This is a genomic window from Citrobacter sp. R4 (assembly GCF_026719175.1).
GTDB lineage: Bacteria > Pseudomonadota > Gammaproteobacteria > Enterobacterales > Enterobacteriaceae > Citrobacter_A > Citrobacter_A sedlakii.
In genome coordinates this window covers 263,650-280,123 of the sequence record NZ_JAPPSU010000005.1, presented here as the reverse complement: position 1 = coordinate 280,123, position 16,474 = coordinate 263,650, and the positions used below count along the sequence as shown (strand labels likewise).

Annotated in this window: 20 protein-coding genes; 14 read left to right on the top strand and 6 right to left on the bottom strand. The window is 53.0% G+C overall.

Annotation, left to right across the window (positions count from 1 at the left end):
* From OOJ60_RS13695 to OOJ60_RS13685, 3 genes are all read left to right on the top strand, one after another.
* Complete coding sequence (locus OOJ60_RS13695; RefSeq protein WP_060570938.1) at positions 1–642, top strand: DUF1190 domain-containing protein; 642 nt, start codon at positions 1–3, stop codon at positions 640–642.
* A gap of 2 nt (positions 643–644) precedes the next feature.
* Positions 645–1,808, top strand: a complete 1,164-nt coding sequence (locus OOJ60_RS13690) for a glutathionylspermidine synthase family protein (protein ID WP_205612728.1) — start codon at positions 645–647, stop codon at positions 1,806–1,808.
* Positions 1,809–1,892: 84 nt separating this feature from the next.
* Entirely contained in the window at positions 1,893–3,515 is a 1,623-nt protein-coding gene (locus OOJ60_RS13685) for an isovaleryl-CoA dehydrogenase (RefSeq protein WP_060570936.1), read from the top strand.
* A gap of 48 nt (positions 3,516–3,563) precedes the next feature.
* On the opposite strand, the gene yjfN is transcribed toward OOJ60_RS13685, so the two are convergent.
* Together yjfN and bsmA are read right to left on the bottom strand one after the other, a co-directional pair.
* On the bottom strand, positions 3,564–3,839 hold the full coding sequence (gene yjfN, locus OOJ60_RS13680; RefSeq protein WP_072197155.1) for a DUF1471 family protease activator YjfN: 276 nt from the start codon (positions 3,837–3,839) through the stop codon (positions 3,564–3,566).
* A gap of 147 nt (positions 3,840–3,986) precedes the next feature.
* Positions 3,987–4,316 (bottom strand): biofilm peroxide resistance protein BsmA, encoded by a 330-nt coding sequence (gene bsmA / locus OOJ60_RS13675; protein WP_042289558.1) that lies wholly within the window; start codon positions 4,314–4,316, stop codon positions 3,987–3,989.
* Positions 4,317–4,498: 182 nt separating this feature from the next.
* Here bsmA and yjfP point away from each other — a divergent pair, with 182 nt between their 5' ends.
* Complete coding sequence (gene yjfP / locus OOJ60_RS13670) at positions 4,499–5,248, top strand: esterase (protein ID WP_205612727.1); 750 nt, start codon at positions 4,499–4,501, stop codon at positions 5,246–5,248.
* Here yjfP and ulaR read toward each other — a convergent pair.
* Both ulaR and ulaG read right to left on the bottom strand, forming a co-directional pair.
* Positions 5,245–6,000 carry an HTH-type transcriptional regulator UlaR gene (ulaR, locus tag OOJ60_RS13665; protein ID WP_042289553.1) on the bottom strand — a complete coding sequence of 252 codons (756 nt, stop codon included), beginning with the start codon at positions 5,998–6,000 and terminating at the stop codon, positions 5,245–5,247. The genes yjfP and ulaR overlap by 4 nt on opposite strands.
* A 104-nt stretch (positions 6,001–6,104) precedes the next feature.
* Positions 6,105–7,169 carry an L-ascorbate 6-phosphate lactonase gene (gene ulaG, locus OOJ60_RS13660; protein ID WP_181822125.1) on the bottom strand — a complete coding sequence of 355 codons (1,065 nt, stop codon included), beginning with the start codon at positions 7,167–7,169 and terminating at the stop codon, positions 6,105–6,107.
* A 359-nt stretch (positions 7,170–7,528) separates the two neighbouring features.
* Here ulaG and ulaA point away from each other — a divergent pair, with 359 nt between their 5' ends.
* Genes ulaA through OOJ60_RS13630 form a run of 6 tightly spaced genes read left to right on the top strand, consistent with a single transcriptional unit; the run spans position 7,529 to position 11,940 of the window.
* On the top strand, positions 7,529–8,926 hold the full coding sequence (gene ulaA / locus OOJ60_RS13655; protein WP_060570933.1) for a PTS ascorbate transporter subunit IIC: 1,398 nt from the start codon (positions 7,529–7,531) through the stop codon (positions 8,924–8,926).
* Between the two features lie 15 nt (positions 8,927–8,941).
* On the top strand, positions 8,942–9,247 hold the full coding sequence (gene ulaB, locus OOJ60_RS13650; RefSeq protein ID WP_042289546.1) for a PTS ascorbate transporter subunit IIB: 306 nt from the start codon (positions 8,942–8,944) through the stop codon (positions 9,245–9,247).
* A 9-nt stretch (positions 9,248–9,256) separates the two neighbouring features.
* The gene (gene ulaC, locus OOJ60_RS13645) at positions 9,257–9,724 is read left to right on the top strand and encodes a PTS ascorbate transporter subunit IIA (RefSeq protein ID WP_181822124.1); all 468 of its coding nucleotides are present in this window, start codon (positions 9,257–9,259) and stop codon (positions 9,722–9,724) included.
* 12 nt (positions 9,725–9,736) lie between these two features.
* Positions 9,737–10,390 carry a 3-keto-L-gulonate-6-phosphate decarboxylase UlaD gene (gene ulaD / locus OOJ60_RS13640; protein WP_120714914.1) on the top strand — a complete coding sequence of 218 codons (654 nt, stop codon included), beginning with the start codon at positions 9,737–9,739 and terminating at the stop codon, positions 10,388–10,390.
* Positions 10,391–10,399: 9 nt separating this feature from the next.
* The gene (locus tag OOJ60_RS13635; protein ID WP_181822123.1) at positions 10,400–11,254 is read left to right on the top strand and encodes an L-ribulose-5-phosphate 3-epimerase; all 855 of its coding nucleotides are present in this window, start codon (positions 10,400–10,402) and stop codon (positions 11,252–11,254) included.
* Positions 11,254–11,940, top strand: a complete 687-nt coding sequence (locus tag OOJ60_RS13630) for an L-ribulose-5-phosphate 4-epimerase (RefSeq protein WP_205612750.1) — start codon at positions 11,254–11,256, stop codon at positions 11,938–11,940. Before OOJ60_RS13635 ends, OOJ60_RS13630 begins: the two co-directional genes overlap by 1 nt.
* 149 nt (positions 11,941–12,089) lie before the next feature.
* Here OOJ60_RS13630 and yjfY read toward each other — a convergent pair whose 3' ends face one another.
* Positions 12,090–12,365, bottom strand: coding sequence for a DUF1471 family protein YjfY (yjfY, locus tag OOJ60_RS13625; RefSeq protein ID WP_042289537.1), 276 nt, complete (start codon positions 12,363–12,365; stop codon positions 12,090–12,092).
* Positions 12,366–12,512: 147 nt separating this feature from the next.
* Complete coding sequence (locus tag OOJ60_RS13620) at positions 12,513–14,636, bottom strand: hypothetical protein (RefSeq protein ID WP_233470898.1); 2,124 nt, start codon at positions 14,634–14,636, stop codon at positions 12,513–12,515.
* Between the two features lie 280 nt (positions 14,637–14,916).
* On the opposite strand from OOJ60_RS13620, the gene rpsF reads away from it, so the two are divergent.
* The 4 genes from rpsF to rplI are packed head-to-tail and all read left to right on the top strand — an operon-like array spanning position 14,917 to position 16,356.
* Positions 14,917–15,312: a 30S ribosomal protein S6 gene (rpsF, locus tag OOJ60_RS13615; protein WP_001216673.1), complete on the top strand. Its 396-nt coding sequence runs from the start codon at positions 14,917–14,919 to the stop codon at positions 15,310–15,312.
* Between the two features lie 6 nt (positions 15,313–15,318).
* Positions 15,319–15,633 carry a primosomal replication protein N gene (gene priB / locus OOJ60_RS13610; protein WP_042289531.1) on the top strand — a complete coding sequence of 105 codons (315 nt, stop codon included), beginning with the start codon at positions 15,319–15,321 and terminating at the stop codon, positions 15,631–15,633.
* Between the two features lie 4 nt (positions 15,634–15,637).
* Positions 15,638–15,865, top strand: a complete 228-nt coding sequence (gene rpsR / locus OOJ60_RS13605; RefSeq protein WP_000135199.1) for a 30S ribosomal protein S18 — start codon at positions 15,638–15,640, stop codon at positions 15,863–15,865.
* 41 nt (positions 15,866–15,906) lie between these two features.
* The gene (gene rplI / locus OOJ60_RS13600) at positions 15,907–16,356 is read left to right on the top strand and encodes a 50S ribosomal protein L9 (protein ID WP_012907347.1); all 450 of its coding nucleotides are present in this window, start codon (positions 15,907–15,909) and stop codon (positions 16,354–16,356) included.
* Positions 16,357–16,474: the final 118 nt, after the last annotated feature.

Sequence of the window (16,474 nt, the reverse complement as noted above, 5' to 3'; positions counted from 1 at the left end):
ATGGCTAAAAAAACAGGAAACAAAAAACGTAAAACAGGCTTAGGTCATGCAGCGATTACCCGGATCGACCGTCCGGTAAACCCTTTCGAGCCTAAACGCAGCCGGTACAGTGGCAAAGTGCTGACGCTGGCGATCATGGGCGGCGCGGCTTTTTTCGCCTTGAAAGGGTGCAGTGACAGTGACGATGTCGACAACGATGGTGACGGCGTTTTTTACGAAACGGTGCAGAACTGCATTGATGACGGCAATAATATTAGCGTTTGCGTTGATGCCTGGAATAACGCGAAAACCGAATTTTATAACACCTTGCCAAAAAGGATGAGCAAGAGCGACTGCGAAACCCAGTTCGGCAACTGTTATCAGGATATTATCGACCAGAGCTGGGTGCCTGTCATTTCTGGCTTTTTGCTCAGCCGTGCGCTCCGTAAAGATCGTGATGAGGCGTATGTTTATAGCAGCAATGGGTCATCCTACGTTTCTCGTCCCGTCTGGCGTACGACGTCTGGCGACTACGCCTGGCGTACTGGCTCACGAAAAACAGACTCTGCGACCAGCCATAGCTACAGCACGAAAAAGGTATCAACGGTGTCTCGTGGAGGTTACGGACGCTCGTCCAGCGCCCGTGGCAGCTGGGGGGGCTAACCATGCTGCGACATGATGTGCCGGTTCGCCGGGATCTGAATCAGATCGCCTGCGATCACGGTTTCGATTTTCATATCATTGATAACGAAATCTACTGGGATGAAAGCCGGGCTTACCGCTTCACGCTTCGGCAAATTGAAGAACAGATCGAAAAGCCGACGGCAGAATTGCATCAGATGTGCCTGGAAATCGTCGATCGTGCAATAAAAGATGAGCATATTCTTGAGCAACTGGCGATCCCGCCGCTTTACTGGGATGCGATTGCTGAAAGCTGGCGCAGCAAGGATCCTACGCTGTACGGACGTATGGATTTTGTCTGGTGCGGTAATGCGCCGGTTAAGCTGCTTGAATACAACGCAGACACGCCAACGTCATTATACGAGGCGGCGTATTTCCAGTGGCTGTGGCTGGAGGATGCCCGCCGAAGCGGCGCGATTCCCCGTGATGCCGATCAGTACAACGCGATACAGGAGCGCCTGATTTCGCGGTTTGCGGAGCTTTATCGTCCGGAACCATTTTATTTTTGCTGCTGTGAAGACAGCGATGAAGATCGCACCACGGTGCTTTATTTACAGGACTGTGCGGAGCAGGCGGGCCAGGAGACGCGGTTTCTTTATCTCGAAGAGCTGGGGCTTGGTGTTGGCGGCGTGTTAACCGATCTCAACGATAACGTGATTCAGCGCGCCTTTAAGCTCTATCCGCTGGAATGGATGATGCGGGACGATAACGGACCGTTGTTACGCAAGCGACGAGAACAATTGATTGAACCTTTATGGAAAAGTATCCTCAGCAACAAGGGGTTAATGCCACTGCTGTGGCGCGTCTTCCCGCGGCATCCCAATTTGCTTCCGGCCTGGTTTGACGGGGAAAAGCCCTGTATCCAGGCGGGGGCAAGCTGTGTGCGCAAGCCGATTTTCTCCCGTGAGGGGGGGAACGTGACGATCTTTGACGGCCATCAGCAGGTAATGGAGCATGCCGATGGTGATTATGCCGACGAACCCATGATCTATCAGGCGTTTCAGCCGCTACCACGCTTCGGCGACAGCTATACGCTGGTCGGCAGTTGGATCGTAGATGATGAAGCCTGCGGTATGGGGATCCGTGAAGATAACACCCTGATCACCAAAGATACGTCACGATTCATACCTCACTACATCTCGGGGTGATCCCACTTTTGTGATCTCTCTCCGTCGTCATTCAACCGGCAGCGACCATACTTATTGTCGCGGCCATTGAAGGAGGGAGACACAATGCACTGGCAAACGCATACCGTTTTTAACCAACCGATACCGTTGAATAACAGCAATCTTTTCTTGTCTGACGGCGCGCTGTGCGAAGCAGTTGTCCGGGAAGGGGCTGGCTGGGACGGTGAACTGCTCGCCAGCATCGGACAACAGCTTGGCACCGCCGAGTCTCTGGAGCTGGGACGGCTGGCGAACAGCTGGCCGCCGGAATTATTGCGCTATGACCCGCAGGGGCAGCGTCTGGACGATGTGCGTTTTCATCCCGCCTGGCATCTGCTGATGCAGGGGCTATGTACCAACCGCGTGCACAACCTGCCCTGGGAGGAGGAGGCGCGCGCCGGATCGTTTGTCGCCCGCGCTGCGCGCTTTGTCCTGCATGCGCAGGTGGAAGCCGGGACGCTATGCCCGATAACCATGACTTTTGCCGCCACGCCACTTTTACAGCAGATGCTCCCGCCCCCCTTTTCTGACTGGTTGACACCGTTAGTGAGCGATCGCTACGACTCACATCTTTTGCCTGGCGGGCAAAAACGCGGCCTGCTCATTGGTATGGGGATGACGGAGAAACAGGGCGGGAGCGATGTGCTGAGCAATACCACCCGCGCGGAGCGACTGGAAGACGGATCGTACCGGCTGGTGGGGCACAAATGGTTTTTCTCCGTCCCGCAAAGCGATGCCCATCTGGTGCTGGCCCAGACGGATGGGGGGCTATCCTGTTTCTTCGTACCGCGTTTTTTGCCCGACGGAAAGCGCAACGCTGTGCGGCTCGAACGTCTCAAAGACAAACTGGGTAATCGCTCCAATGCCAGTTGCGAAGTGGAGTTTCAGGATGCCCTTGGCTGGCTGCTGGGTGAAGAGGGCGAAGGCGTTCGCCATATCCTGAAGATGGGCGGCATGACGCGCTTTGATTGCGCGCTCGGTAGCCATGGGTTGATGCGCCGCGCTTTCTCAGTGGCGATTTACCACGCGCACCAGCGTCAGGTTTTTGGCAAGCCGCTGATTGAACAGCCTATGATGCGTCAGGTACTCAGCCGGATGGCGCTACAGCTTGAGGGGCAAACCGCGCTGTTGTTCCGTCTGGCTCGCGCGTGGGAACGCCGGAGCGAAGCAAAAGAGCAACTGCTGGCCCGTCTGTTTACCCCTGCCGCTAAATTCGCGGTTTGTAAAAGCGGTATCCCGTTTGTGGCCGAAGCGATGGAAGTCCTCGGTGGCGTAGGGTATTGCGAAGATAGCGAACTGCCGCGGCTATACCGCGAAATGCCGGTTAACAGCATCTGGGAAGGTTCAGGAAACGTAATGTGTCTCGACGTTCTGCGGGTCATCAGTAAACAAACCGGCGCGGATGAAATACTGAGCGAAACCTTTTCTGATGTGAGGGGGCAGGACCGCCATTTTGATCGTGCGGTTCGCCAACTGCAACAGCGGCTACGTAAACCTGTGGAAGCGCAGGGGCGTGACATCACCCAACTGATTTATCTGCTCGGCTGCGGTTCGCAAATGCTGCGATACGCGTCGCCGCCGGTTGCGCAGGCATGGTGTCAGATGATGCTGGATACGCGTGGAGGAAGACGCTTATCGGAACAGGTTCAGGATGAAGTACTGCTGAGGGCGACGGGAGGAGTACGGTAATCTCTTAGCCGGGTGGCGCAACGCTGACCCGGCTCAGGAAGGGCAGAATCAGGCGTAAAGGATGGCCTGGACGCGCCAGTTATCAGGCTGCTGTTCTTCATACATCTGCACAATGCGATACCACGAAGCGCCTTGTTCATCGGCTTTAAGCGCCACGATACGCTCCACGTCCTGTGGATTTCCTGAAATATTACTGACTGAAATCAGGCCAATTTCATTGAGGCCCGTCACGCAGTCCGCGCTGGCAAATTCGGCAGATTGCGCCGTCGTGCTTATCAGCCCGGCAGTAAGCAGCAGTGAGGATAAGGCAAGAGATTGGTTCATCGTCAGCTCCATTTTACGTTTCCCCGCAAGACGCAGGGCATTCCATCGCCGTAATAAACCTCGAGCTTCCTGCTGTCGGTTTATTGTGCACAGATAAACGTATAGAGGCGTAAAGCAACGTGAAACTGACTTAAATTTCAGCATCTTTTATTTACGATATAAAATGGCCTGTGAATACCACTGACCCGTCACGATCGTCTCATCGACCATGACGATAACGTAATAATCGGCTTTCGCGGCGGCGGCTTTGGCTTTAACCTCATCAATTGCGTCATCCGGAGACCCCCTCACCATTGAGGTGACGGTGCCCATTCGCTGCAACCCTTGCGTTTGATTGCGGCGTATTTCTTGCGGATGATCGGCGACGGGTGGCGCTGGCTGCGGCTTACCTTCAAGTACGCTGCATCCCGTTAACAACATAACCAGCATCAAAGGGACAAGCCGACGCATAACTCTATCTCGTTTACTGATAGTCATAGTGTAGTGCCTATTTAATTTCCCTTTGGGGGAATGTTCCCGAAATGTTAACTTCCGCGCGATTTTCGAATGAAAATGTCGTGAAAGCGTAATCCAGTTCTCAACATTATGAATCGTTGTTGAACACTTAACACTGCTTAATGGATCGCCCTGTGGCGTTCCGGACAAAAAAGGACCCGCAAATGATTGAAATAGAAACATATCAGTTGGCGGAGCATCACCTGCTGCACGCTTTCCCAACCGGTAAAATCAATACACCTTTACCGAGTATCATTTTCTATCACGGGTTCACGTCGTCAGCGCTGGTTTACAGCTACTTTGCCGTCGCGCTGGCCCAGGCCGGTTTTAGGGTCATTATGCCAGACGCCGCAGAACACGGCGCGCGTTTCAGCGGTAACGCACCGTTGCGAATGACGCGCTTCTGGCAGATTTTGCAGCAAAACATGCAGGAATTTACTGCGTTACGTGCGGCTATTCTCCAGGAGAACTGGCTGCAGGATGACAGGCTTGCCGTGGCGGGAGCGTCAATGGGCGGTATGACCGCACTCGGGATCATGACGCAGCATCCTGAAGTCAGCTGCGTGGCCAGCCTGATGGGCTCGGGTTACTTCACCCGTCTGGCAAAAACGCTGTTTCCCCCTTCGGCGTTGGATACGCCAGCGCAGCAGGCGATGTTCGACAGCGTTATCGCGCCACTGGCGAAGTGGGATGTCTCGCAACAGCTGGAACAGGTGTCCGACAGGCCGCTGCTGTTATGGCATGGAGTGGAGGATGATGTCGTGCCAGCAGAAGAATCGTTTCGCTTGCAGCGGGCGCTGGCGCAGGCTGGACGAGACCGGAATCTGACCTGTGAGTGGCAGACGGGCGTGCGCCATCGCATCACACCCGAAGCCCTGGCGGCGACGGTCTCTTTTTTTCGTCAGCACCTTTAAACGCGTATAATGCTTACGCCCTGCGCCTCAAGCTGTTTCAGGATTTCAGGGTTAGCATGTTTGCCGGTGATAAGCATATCGATCTGATCTGCGCGACTGAACAGCATCCCCGCCCGTTCGCCCACTTTGCTGCTGTCGACCAATACGACCAGCTTGCCGACCACACTCAGCATTTTTTGCTCGGCCATAGCGGTGAGCATGTCCGTTTTGTACAGGCCATCCGTGGTCAGCCCTTTACCGCTGGTGAACATCCAGTGTCCGGCATAGAGACTGTTTTCACTGCCCTGGGGGCTCAGGGTGATCGACTGGGTTTTATTGTACTGGCCGCCCATGATGATCACGCTGTCATGCTCCTGATCGATCAGGTAATTGGCCAGCGGAAGATAGTTGGTGATGATCTGCACAGGTTTACCACACATCTCGCGCCCCAACAAAAAGGCAGTGGAGCCGCAGTTAATCACAACGCTTTCCCCCGGATTGACCAACTGGGAGGCGGCTTTCGCGATACGAACTTTTTCATCGTGGTTTTGGGCCTGATGCAGGTTCATTGGCGTCCAGCGTGGGCGCTGCTGGGCGATGGCTTCGGCTCCGTTTCGCACTTTTTTTAGCTTGCCGCTCTCATCAAGTTTATTGATATCCCGGCGTGCCGTTGCAGGGGAGATACCCAAACGTTCAACGACATTTTCCACAGTGACAAAGCCCAGTTGTGCCAGCATATCCAGCAAAATTTGATGTCTTTGCGCTTCAGTCATGAGCTATTCCGATACAAAATGATTTTAAAAGATGATATTTGAAATAGCCTGAAAATACTAAAGTAAATGTGAAAAAATGCCGGGAAAACCCGGCATTATCGCGATTACAGGAACGATTTAAACGGCAGATCGGGCTCAATAGTGAAGCAGTCGTCAAAGCCGCGCGGATAGTGATATTCAAAGTTATCCTTATCCAAAGGCCAGGTGAATTTCCCGCCAACCTGCCAGATGAACGGCTTAAAACCGTATTTAAGGCGATCTTTTTTCATTTCCCACAAGACGCGGATCTCCTGCGGATCGGCCTGGAAATTTGACCAGATATCATGGTGGAACGGGATCACGACTTTCGTGTTCAGGGATTCCGCCATGCGCAGAATGTCTGCACTGGTCATTTTATCGGTAATACCGCGTGGGTTTTCGCCATAGGAGCCCAGCGCCACGTCGATCTGATGCTCGTTGCCGTGCTTCGCATAGTAGTTGGAGTAGTGGGAATCTCCGCTGTGGTACAGCGTCCCCCCCGGCGTTTTGAACAGATAGTTTACGGCGCGCGCATCCATGCCGTCAGGCAGAACGCCTGCGGCTTTCTGGTCCGCCGGAAGGGTGATCAGCGCGGTGCGGTCAAACGCGTCAAGGGCATGTATTTCAATATCTTTTACTTTAACCACATCGCCTGGTTTTACCACGATGCAGCGCGATTTCGGCACACCCCAACCTATCCAAAGGTCCACGCAGGTCTGCGGCCCAATGAACGGCACATCGTCCGCGCAGTTTTGCATCACCGCTGCCGCCACATTGACATCAATGTGATCGTTATGATCGTGTGTTGCCAGCACCGCGTCGATCTGGCGAATCGCGAAAGGATCCAGCACAAATGGCGTGGTGCGCAGGTTTGGCTGCAATTTTTTTACGCCCGCCATACGCTGCATCTGGTGGCCGGTCTTCATCAGCGGGTTACCGTGGCTTTGTTTTCCGGTACCGCACCAGAAATCCACGCACACATTGGTGCCGCCTTCGGATTTCAGCCAGATGCCGGTACACCCCAGCCACCACATTGCAAATGTGCCTGGCGCCACGCGTTCTTGTTCAATCTCTTCGTTCAGCCAGCTTCCCCATTCCGGAAAAGTGTTCAGGATCCATGATTCACGGGTGATGGTATTCACTTTACTCATTGTTTGACTCCTGGGTTCAATCAAAAATAATCATTTTATGATTTGATGTGATTCATGTTGTCACCATTTTGAGCGGTTTGCAATGGGGAGAACGTGGGGTTTTACCTTATTGATCACACGGTCAATACCGTATCATGCCGCTAATTGAGCGTGTATATTTAATTAATTGCATGAAAAATAAAGAGTAATTCTGTTTTCTGGTTATATCATGAAATCCATTATGAAAAGAGGGGAAATAATTTGCGTGATGCGTCACAAATAATCAAATTTAATCTTGTGATGATTATTTGTGATTACTAGAGTGATGGCACCAACCACACCGGGATTACCCCTCGTGTTCCTTTTTACTGGAGAGAGTTATGGAGATCCTCTACGACGTCTTTACCGTTTTCTTTAATCAGGTAATGACAAACGCGCCGCTTCTGCTCGGCATCGTGACGTGCCTCGGTTATATCCTGCTGCGTAAAAGCGTCAGCGTGATTATTAAAGGCACCATTAAAACCATTATTGGTTTTATGCTGTTGCAGGCGGGGTCTGGCATTTTGACCAGCACCTTTAAGCCGGTTGTTGCCAAAATGTCTGAGGTGTACGGCATCAACGGCGCGATCTCCGATACCTACGCCTCGATGATGGCAACCATTGACCGGATGGGCGATGCATACAGTTGGGTAGGGTATGCCGTGCTTCTGGCGCTGGCGCTGAATATTTGTTACGTCCTGCTCCGACGTATTACCGGCATCCGCACCATCATGCTGACCGGACACATCATGTTCCAACAGGCGGGGCTGATCGCGGTGTCGCTCTACATCTTCGGCTATTCGATGTGGACCACTATTATCTGCACCGCCATCCTGGTCTCCCTGTACTGGGGCATTACGTCCAACATGATGTACAAGCCGACTCAGGAAGTGACTGACGGCTGCGGTTTCTCCATCGGTCACCAGCAGCAGTTCGCCTCCTGGATCGCTTATAAGGTCGCGCCATATCTGGGTAAAAAAGAAGAAAGCGTTGAAGATCTCAAGCTACCGGGCTGGCTGAATATCTTCCACGACAACATCGTTTCAACGGCCATCGTGATGACGATTTTCTTTGGCGCGATCCTCCTTTCCTTCGGCATCGACACGGTGCAGGCGATGGCGGGTAAAACACACTGGACGGTGTATATCCTGCAAACCGGCTTCTCATTTGCCGTGGCGATTTTCATCATCACCCAGGGCGTGCGTATGTTCGTCGCCGAACTGTCCGAAGCGTTCAACGGTATTTCTCAACGCCTGATTCCCGGCGCCGTGCTGGCTATCGACTGCGCCGCGATTTACAGCTTTGCGCCTAACGCGGTGGTCTGGGGCTTTATGTGGGGCACCATCGGCCAACTGATCGCGGTCGGTATTCTGGTGGGTTGCGGTTCGTCCATTCTGATCATTCCAGGCTTCATCCCGATGTTCTTTTCCAACGCCACCATTGGCGTCTTTGCCAACCACTTTGGCGGCTGGCGCGCGGCGCTGAAGATCTGTCTGGTGATGGGGATGATCGAAATCTTTGGCTGCGTCTGGGCCGTGAAACTCACGGGTATGAGCGCCTGGATGGGGATGGCCGACTGGTCGATTCTGGCGCCGCCGATGATGCAGGGCTTCTTCTCCCTCGGCATCGCGTTTATGGCCGTCATTCTGATTATCGCATTGGTTTATATGGTCTTCGCCGGACGCGCGCTACGTGCGGAAGAAGACGCAGAAAAACAACTGGCAGAACATTCTGCTTAATGAGGAGTGTGGATTATGACCGTACGTATTCTGGCTGTATGTGGCAACGGGCAAGGGAGTTCCATGATCATGAAAATGAAAGTGGATCAGTTTTTAACCCAATCCAATATCGACCACACGGTAAACAGCTGTGCTGTCGGCGAGTACAAAAGCGAGCTGGGCGGCGCCGACATCATCATCGCCTCAACCCATATCGCCGGTGAGATTAGCGTGACAGGTAACAAGTATGTGGTGGGCGTTCGCAATATGTTATCGCCCGCTGACTTTGGCCCAAAGCTGCTGGAAGTGATCAAACAACATTTTCCGCAGGATGTGAAGTAAGGGGGCGTCATGAAACTACGTGATTCGCTGGCGCAAAACCATTCTGTCCGTTTGCAGGCTGAAGCCAGCACCTGGCAAGACGCCGTGAAGATTGGCGTTGACCTGCTGGTGGCCGCTGATGTCGTCGAGCCGCGCTACTACCAGGCCATTCTTGATGGCGTAGCGCAGTTTGGCCCGTACTTCGTGATTGCCCCTGGGCTGGCGATGCCGCATGGCCGACCGGAAGAGGGCGTTAAGAAAACCGGTTTCTCGTTGGTAACGTTGAAGACGCCGCTGGCGTTTAACCACGAAGATAACGATCCGGTCGATATCCTGATCACCATGGCCGCCGTTGATGCGAATACCCATCAGGAAGTGGGCATCATGCAGATCGTGAATCTGTTTGAAGACGAGGCCAATTTTGACCGTTTACGCGCCTGCCGTAACGAGCAGGACGTGCTTGATTTAATAGATAACGCCACCGCGGCGGCTGTTTAAGAGGAATTTCATATGTCTCAGTTACCCATGTTACAGGTTGCGCTGGATAATCAAACGCTGTCTCACGCCTACGAGACCACCCGCCTGATTGCGGAAGAAGTAGACATTATTGAGGTGGGCACCATTCTCTGCGTTGGGGAAGGGGTACGCGCGGTGCGTGACCTGAAAGCGCTCTATCCACACAAAATCGTACTGGCGGACGCCAAAATTGCTGACGCGGGCAAGATCCTGTCCCGGATGTGCTTTGAAGCCAACGCCGACTGGGTGACCGTCATCTGTTGCGCAGATATCAACACCGCGAAAGGCGCGCTGGATGTGGCGAAAGAGTTTAACGGCGACGTACAGATTGAGCTGACCGGATACTGGACCTGGGAGCAGGCGCAGCAGTGGCGTGATGCGGGCATTCAGCAGGTGGTTTATCACCGTAGCCGTGACGCGCAGGCGGCGGGCGTTGCATGGGGCGAGGCGGATATCAGCGCCATCAAGCGCCTTGCCGATATGGGCTTTAAAGTGACCGTGACCGGTGGCCTGGCGCTGGAAGATCTGCCGCTGTTCAAAGGGATTCCTGTTCACGTTTTTATTGCCGGGCGCAGCATTCGCGATGCCGACTCTCCGGTTGAAGCGGCGCGCCAGTTTAAACGTTCCATCGCCCAACTGTGGGGATAAGGAGCGGATATGCTGTCGAAACAGAACCCGTTGGGCATCTATGAAAAAGCGCTCCCTGCCGGGGAGTGCTGGCTGGAGCGCCTGCGGATGGCGAACACGCTGGGTTTTGACTTCGTTGAAATGTCGGTGGATGAGACCGATGCGCGCCTTGCGCGGCTCGACTGGAGCCGCGAACAGCGACTGACGCTGGTGAGCGCCATTGCGGAGACTGGCGTGCGTATTCCATCCATGTGTCTGAGCGCCCATCGTCGTTTTCCGTTAGGAAGCGAAGATGACGCGGTGCGCGCCCAGGGCCTGGAGATCATGCGCAAGGCGATTCAGTTGGCGCAGGATATCGGGATCCGCGTGATCCAGTTAGCCGGCTACGACGTCTATTATCAGGAAGCCAATAACGAGACGCGCCGTCGTTTTCGTGACGGTCTGAAAGAGAGCGTAGAGATGGCTAGCCGGGCGCAGGTGACGCTGGCGATGGAGATCATGGATTACCCTCTGATGAACTCCATCAGTAAGGCGTTAGGCTACGCGCACTATTTGAATAACCCGTGGTTCCAGTTGTATCCCGATATCGGCAACCTGTCGGCATGGGATAACGATGTTCAGATGGAGCTGCAGGCCGGGATAGGTCATATCGTGGCGGTTCATGTAAAAGACACGAAGCCGGGCGTATTCAAGAACGTGCCGTTTGGCGAAGGCGTTGTCGATTTTGAACGTTGTTTTGCGACGCTCAAGCAGAGTGGGTATTGCGGGCCATACCTGATTGAGATGTGGAGCGAAACGGCGGACGATCCGGCGCGTGAGGTGGCGAAAGCGCGCGACTGGGTGAAAGCGCGCATGGTCAGCGCAGGTCTGGTGGAGGCAGCATGATGCAGATGTTAAAGCAGCAGGTGTTTAACGCCAACATGGATCTTCCTCGCTATGGCCTGGTGACCTTTACCTGGGGCAACGTCAGCGCCATCGACCGTGAACGCGGCCTGGTCGTGATAAAACCGAGCGGGGTCCCTTACGAGACCATGACGGTTGATGACATGGTGGTGGTCGACATGGACGGTCATGTTGTGGAGGGGCGGTATCGTCCTTCATCCGATACCGCTACGCATCTTGCGCTGTATCGCCATTATCCGTCGCTCGGGGGCGTCGTGCATACCCACTCCACCCACGCCACCGCCTGGGCGCAGGCGGGGCTGGCGATACCGGCGCTCGGCACCACCCACGCGGATTACTTTTTTGGCGACATCCCTTGTACCCGGGCGCTGAGCGAAGCAGAAGTGCAGGGTGAGTACGAGCGCAATACGGGCACGGTAATCATCGAAACGCTGGGCGACATTGAACCGCTGCATACGCCGGGAATTGTGGTGTATCAGCACGGCCCATTTGCGTGGGGCAAAGATGCTCACGATGCGGTGCATAATGCCGTGGTCATGGAGGAGGTAGCGCGGATGGCATGGATTGCGCGGGGGATTAACCCAGACCTCAGCCCCATTGACGATTATCTGATGAACAAACACTTCATGCGTAAACACGGTCCGAACGCTTACTATGGGCAGAAGTGAAGCTGCAAGAAGTGAAGAGGTAAATAGCGCCGGAACTCACTCCCTGGCGGGGAGGTAATCGGTCAGGTTCTGGCGGTTTTTGCAAAAAAAGCCCCCTGCAAAGGGGGCAAATCAGAGTATGGCATTATTTTTCGTTGGTTTACCTGGTGCTAGCGAAAAATCTCTGCGCTGGGGTGGATGTTGCCATTGCTGCCGGGTTCGCGGATCAAAATGACATGGTAATACGTCGCGCCTTGCGCATCGGCTTCGTCGTTCAGCGCATCTTTAGCGTCGCTTTCCGTGGCGACGTTATGGTTGATGTAAATGACGCCTAAGCTCTGAACATCATCCATATTTCTGGCCTGCTGGTTATCAATCTCAATGGCGGCAAGCGCATTGGCGCCCAGCAAAAGCCCAGCCAGAAGGGCTATCATACGGGTTCGCATACCTACCTCCTCGACTGCTAACTCGGATGAGCGAGACCGTTTTTGGGGTAACCCCTGTTGATCTTATTTTAATCGCTACCCGCAATGTCGATGGCGACCTTTTCTGATGCAGTTGTTCAAAAAATTACCGCATCAGGCATAGCAGAATTAATTCTTCGACTCAGTGGGAATCGCCTCTGCAGTGGCGGCATCTTGTCTGTTATCAGGCAGTCTGACGCGTATCAACCTGTCATGAAAAACCAGGATCAGCGTATTTCCCTGCCAGTTAAAAGCCATGTTTTTTAACCCGCAGTAGCGAAGCCGGTGCAATGATGCAATTTTTGTCGCGCTGCCGACATCCCAGATATCAGCGGTTATTCCTGAACCCGCCGGTTTTTCACAACCTGCCTGAGCAAAAAAGCGTCCATGAGCGGAACGGGCGGTTGCAGTGATACTGTCAGCATTTTTAAGCTCTGCGCTAAAGCGCCATTTGCCGCTGAGACTATCAATAAAATAGGTCCCCATTCGCCAGGCATTCATGTGATGTTGAAGCGGTGATTGATATTGATAATGCAGCGCTATCCAGTGGGCCTCACTGGAGCCCAGCGGATATGGCGTATGTCGGGTAATGTCATCGGCAGATAAATCGATGCGGCGGCTTCTGATATCGGCTGGCGATCGGAAAGGAACCGTATACGAGAGTTCAGCTCTTCCGGTTTCTGAATTAAGTTTGACTAATCCATTGCTGTCTTCAAGCCAAAAATAGCCAGGGGTTGAAATCAGGACCGGTTGAATGGAGTTTCCGCTGGCGAAATGGTTACGACAAGTTTTGAACAGGCTATTTTCTGGCGGAGATATACGCGGATCGATACGGCGAAAAATCAAACATCCTTTCCCCTCGTCGCTATAGTCGCTCGAAAAGGTAATGGGATTCCCGTTCGCATCACTGAACCATGATGTCACGCCAGTTTCTTCATTTAAAGCCAGCGTAGCTATTTTTCTGGTAGGGATATTCAGTTCAAACCACTGGCCTGAAGACGTTTTGAACCAGGCCTTCTGTCCTTTATGGACCAACGTTAAACCGGACAGGCTTTCCCCTTGCCAAAGTTGGGTGGCATGCTGCGGATGTCCGGGCTCGGTGATATAGAGTTCCGAAACGTAATTTTGCTGTTGGCGATCGTAGCGTTTCGTGGCGAATAATGAATTACCGTCAGGAAGTTCCTTGTATTCCTTAATTTCCCGGGAGTCATCCGTATCAGAAAGGAGATCTTTGAGTGTGATTGTTACCATGCTCATGGCGTCGGATGACGTTGTTTCACCAGACTGACGTTCAGGCGCGCTTTCCGCTAACGGTACTTTTTTAACCCATGCCGTGACCTCTGAAGCCAGTTCGCTTTGCAGATTATTTTTCTTCAGGTAGGTGGTAATGGGTTTGATACTCTCTTCCAGTACGAGCTTGTCAGAGAGATAGCTCTGTAATGGCCGGAGGCCCGGCCCGAGGAGAGTGAAGTTTTTCCAGTAGTCGATTCTGTTCGCTATTGCCTTTAGATACGAATAATGAGGATTAGGCGATACGACACATGTTGTTAGGATCAACGCAACTTTTGGCTCGCCAAAAACAGCGCTGGCGTCCATTATTTTCAGATAAGTGGTTCGTTTAGTGTCACCTACAGAGTAAGTTTTTCGTGCCTCTGTAAACGATATTTCTTCTTGTAGTTCAGGCTGTTTAATTAATTCCTGCGGCGCCCGCCATAACCAATGCTGTGAAATCGCCAGATTTGTTTTGTGCTCAACTTCTTTGGCCGTGATATAGCCTGCCTGCTGTGCTTGCCATAATTTCGGCGTGACAAATTTTTCAGCCAGGCTGGTGGCCACTTCCGGTCTGTGTGATAGCAGGGTCTGCCCCCAGTCCTCTTCCAGGTAAGCGACAGGCATTGACGCTGACTGAAGGCTAAAATTTTCTTGTTTAAGTAAGTCCGACAGCTTCGGCGCCAGCGTATTCCAGTCGGCGGCGATCGCCAGCGTCATTTTATCCGCTGCAATACGTTTTTTGCCATCCAGCCAGACCAGAATGTTGGTATCGTCCAGGGGCGCTCTCGGCGAATTTGCCAGGCCCCGCTCTGCGGGCGATTCCCACTGCCACCGGGTAAAAACCGGCGCAGGATTATAGTCAGCATAGGGTGATGGTAAACAGCTTTCAGGGTGCGGCGGGCTCTCTGTGCCCGTCTGAATGACATACCAGGCCATCAGGCCTGTGAAAATAAACGCCAGCCCACATTTTTTGCTAAGCATCCTTTGCTCCAGGTCAAATATTCCATTTTATCTCCCTGCATACTAAGTGGTCATCCCGTCAAAAACCATCTAATAACAACCACAAGATGAAATTCTCTCTTCTCGCCGGGGGATGAGCAGCGACAGCGAGCAGGCGATTGTTTGCAAATCGCCTTGAGTTTCCCGTCTGACCCCAGTATTATGACGCGTCATTTTTCAGCCGACCTTTAACACGTTCCTTGCCTCCCCGGGCCTCGGCTGACCCAGACAGGAGGCTGAATAATCCGTAAGGAGCAATTCGATGCGTCATTACGAAATCGTTTTTATGGTCCATCCTGACCAGAGCGAACAGGTTCCGGGCATGATCGAGCGTTACTCTGCTGCCATCACTGGCGCAGAAGGCAAGATCCACCGTCTGGAAGACTGGGGCCGCCGTCAGCTGGCTTACCCGATCAACAAACTGCACAAAGCGCACTACGTTCTGATGAACGTTGAAGCGCCGCAGGAAGTGATCGATGAGCTGGAAACTACCTTCCGCTTCAACGATGCCGTTATCCGTAGCATGGTAATGCGTACCAAGCACGCTGTTACCGAAGCATCTCCGATGGTTAAAGCGAAAGACGAGCGCCGTGAGCGTCGCGATGATTTCGCAAACGAAACCGCAGATGATGCTGAAGCTGGGGATTCTGAAGAGTAATTTCTGATGACCAACCGTCTGGTGTTGTCCGGCACCGTGTGCAGGGCTCCCCTTCGAAAGGTCAGTCCATCAGGAATTCCGCATTGCCAGTTCGTGCTTGAGCATCGTTCTGTGCAAGAGGAAGCCGGGTTTCACCGGCAGGCGTGGTGCCAAATGCCCGTTATTGTTAGCGGACATGAAAACCAGGCCATTACTCACAGTATAACGGTCGGTAGTCGCATAACCATTCAGGGATTTATCTCTTGCCACAAAGCAAAGAACGGCCTGAGCAAAATGGTTCTGCATGCCGAGCAGATTGAATTGATAGATTCTGGAGACTAGCCATATGGCACGTTATTTCCGTCGTCGCAAGTTCTGCCGTTTCACCGCGGAAGGCGTTCAAGAGATCGACTATAAAGATATCGCTACGCTGAAAAACTACATCACCGAAAGCGGTAAGATTGTCCCAAGCCGTATCACCGGTACCCGTGCAAAATACCAGCGTCAGCTGGCTCGCGCTATCAAACGCGCTCGCTACCTGTCCCTGCTGCCGTACACTGATCGCCATCAGTAATCGGTCACGGTCCATTAATACGACTTTGAGAGGATAAGGTAATGCAAGTTATTCTGCTTGATAAAGTAGCAAACCTGGGTAGCCTGGGTGATCAGGTTAACGTTAAAGCGGGCTACGCTCGTAACTTCCTGGTACCACAGGGTAAAGCTGTTCCTGCTACCAAGAAAAACGTTGAATACTTCGAAGCACGTCGCGCTGAACTGGAAGCTAAACTGGCTGACGTTCTGGCTGCTGCAAATGCACGCGCAGAGAAAATCAACGCACTGGAAACCGTTACTATCGCGTCTAAAGCAGGCGACGAAGGTAAACTGTTCGGTTCCATCGGTACTCGCGACATCGCTGACGCTGTTACTGCAGCTGGCGTTGAAGTGGCTAAGAGCGAAGTTCGTCTGCCGAACGGCGTTCTGCGTACCACTGGTGAGCACGAAGTGAACTTCCAGGTTCACAGCGAAGTCTTCGCTAAGCTGACCATTAACGTTGTTGCAGAATAAGTTTTTATTCTGACAGCTTCGTGAAAAACGCCGACCTCGTGTCGGCGTTTTGCTTTTCTTCCTCTGCGCTTTTTCACACTGGCTATTCTTTGCCCTTTTCGGGATAATCATCAAAAAT

Coding starts and splice junctions, on each gene's coding strand:
- priB (WP_042289531.1), top strand. CDS start 15,319: ATGACCAACCGTCTGGTGTTGTCCGGCACCGTGTGCAGGGCTCCCCTT.
- OOJ60_RS13690 (WP_205612728.1), top strand. CDS start 645: ATGCTGCGACATGATGTGCCGGTTCGCCGGGATCTGAATCAGATCGCC.
- OOJ60_RS13635 (WP_181822123.1), top strand. CDS start 10,400: ATGCTGTCGAAACAGAACCCGTTGGGCATCTATGAAAAAGCGCTCCCT.
- ulaD (WP_120714914.1), top strand. CDS start 9,737: ATGTCTCAGTTACCCATGTTACAGGTTGCGCTGGATAATCAAACGCTG.
- yjfY (WP_042289537.1), bottom strand. CDS start 12,365: ATGCGAACCCGTATGATAGCCCTTCTGGCTGGGCTTTTGCTGGGCGCC.
- ulaC (WP_181822124.1), top strand. CDS start 9,257: ATGAAACTACGTGATTCGCTGGCGCAAAACCATTCTGTCCGTTTGCAG.
- ulaR (WP_042289553.1), bottom strand. CDS start 6,000: ATGACTGAAGCGCAAAGACATCAAATTTTGCTGGATATGCTGGCACAA.
- rpsR (WP_000135199.1), top strand. CDS start 15,638: ATGGCACGTTATTTCCGTCGTCGCAAGTTCTGCCGTTTCACCGCGGAA.
- OOJ60_RS13620 (WP_233470898.1), bottom strand. CDS start 14,636: ATGCTTAGCAAAAAATGTGGGCTGGCGTTTATTTTCACAGGCCTGATG.
- ulaG (WP_181822125.1), bottom strand. CDS start 7,169: ATGAGTAAAGTGAATACCATCACCCGTGAATCATGGATCCTGAACACT.
- ulaB (WP_042289546.1), top strand. CDS start 8,942: ATGACCGTACGTATTCTGGCTGTATGTGGCAACGGGCAAGGGAGTTCC.
- ulaA (WP_060570933.1), top strand. CDS start 7,529: ATGGAGATCCTCTACGACGTCTTTACCGTTTTCTTTAATCAGGTAATG.
- OOJ60_RS13685 (WP_060570936.1), top strand. CDS start 1,893: ATGCACTGGCAAACGCATACCGTTTTTAACCAACCGATACCGTTGAAT.
- OOJ60_RS13695 (WP_060570938.1), top strand. CDS start 1: ATGGCTAAAAAAACAGGAAACAAAAAACGTAAAACAGGCTTAGGTCAT.
- yjfP (WP_205612727.1), top strand. CDS start 4,499: ATGATTGAAATAGAAACATATCAGTTGGCGGAGCATCACCTGCTGCAC.
- yjfN (WP_072197155.1), bottom strand. CDS start 3,839: ATGAACCAATCTCTTGCCTTATCCTCACTGCTGCTTACTGCCGGGCTG.
- bsmA (WP_042289558.1), bottom strand. CDS start 4,316: ATGACTATCAGTAAACGAGATAGAGTTATGCGTCGGCTTGTCCCTTTG.
- OOJ60_RS13630 (WP_205612750.1), top strand. CDS start 11,254: ATGCAGATGTTAAAGCAGCAGGTGTTTAACGCCAACATGGATCTTCCT.
- rpsF (WP_001216673.1), top strand. CDS start 14,917: ATGCGTCATTACGAAATCGTTTTTATGGTCCATCCTGACCAGAGCGAA.
- rplI (WP_012907347.1), top strand. CDS start 15,907: ATGCAAGTTATTCTGCTTGATAAAGTAGCAAACCTGGGTAGCCTGGGT.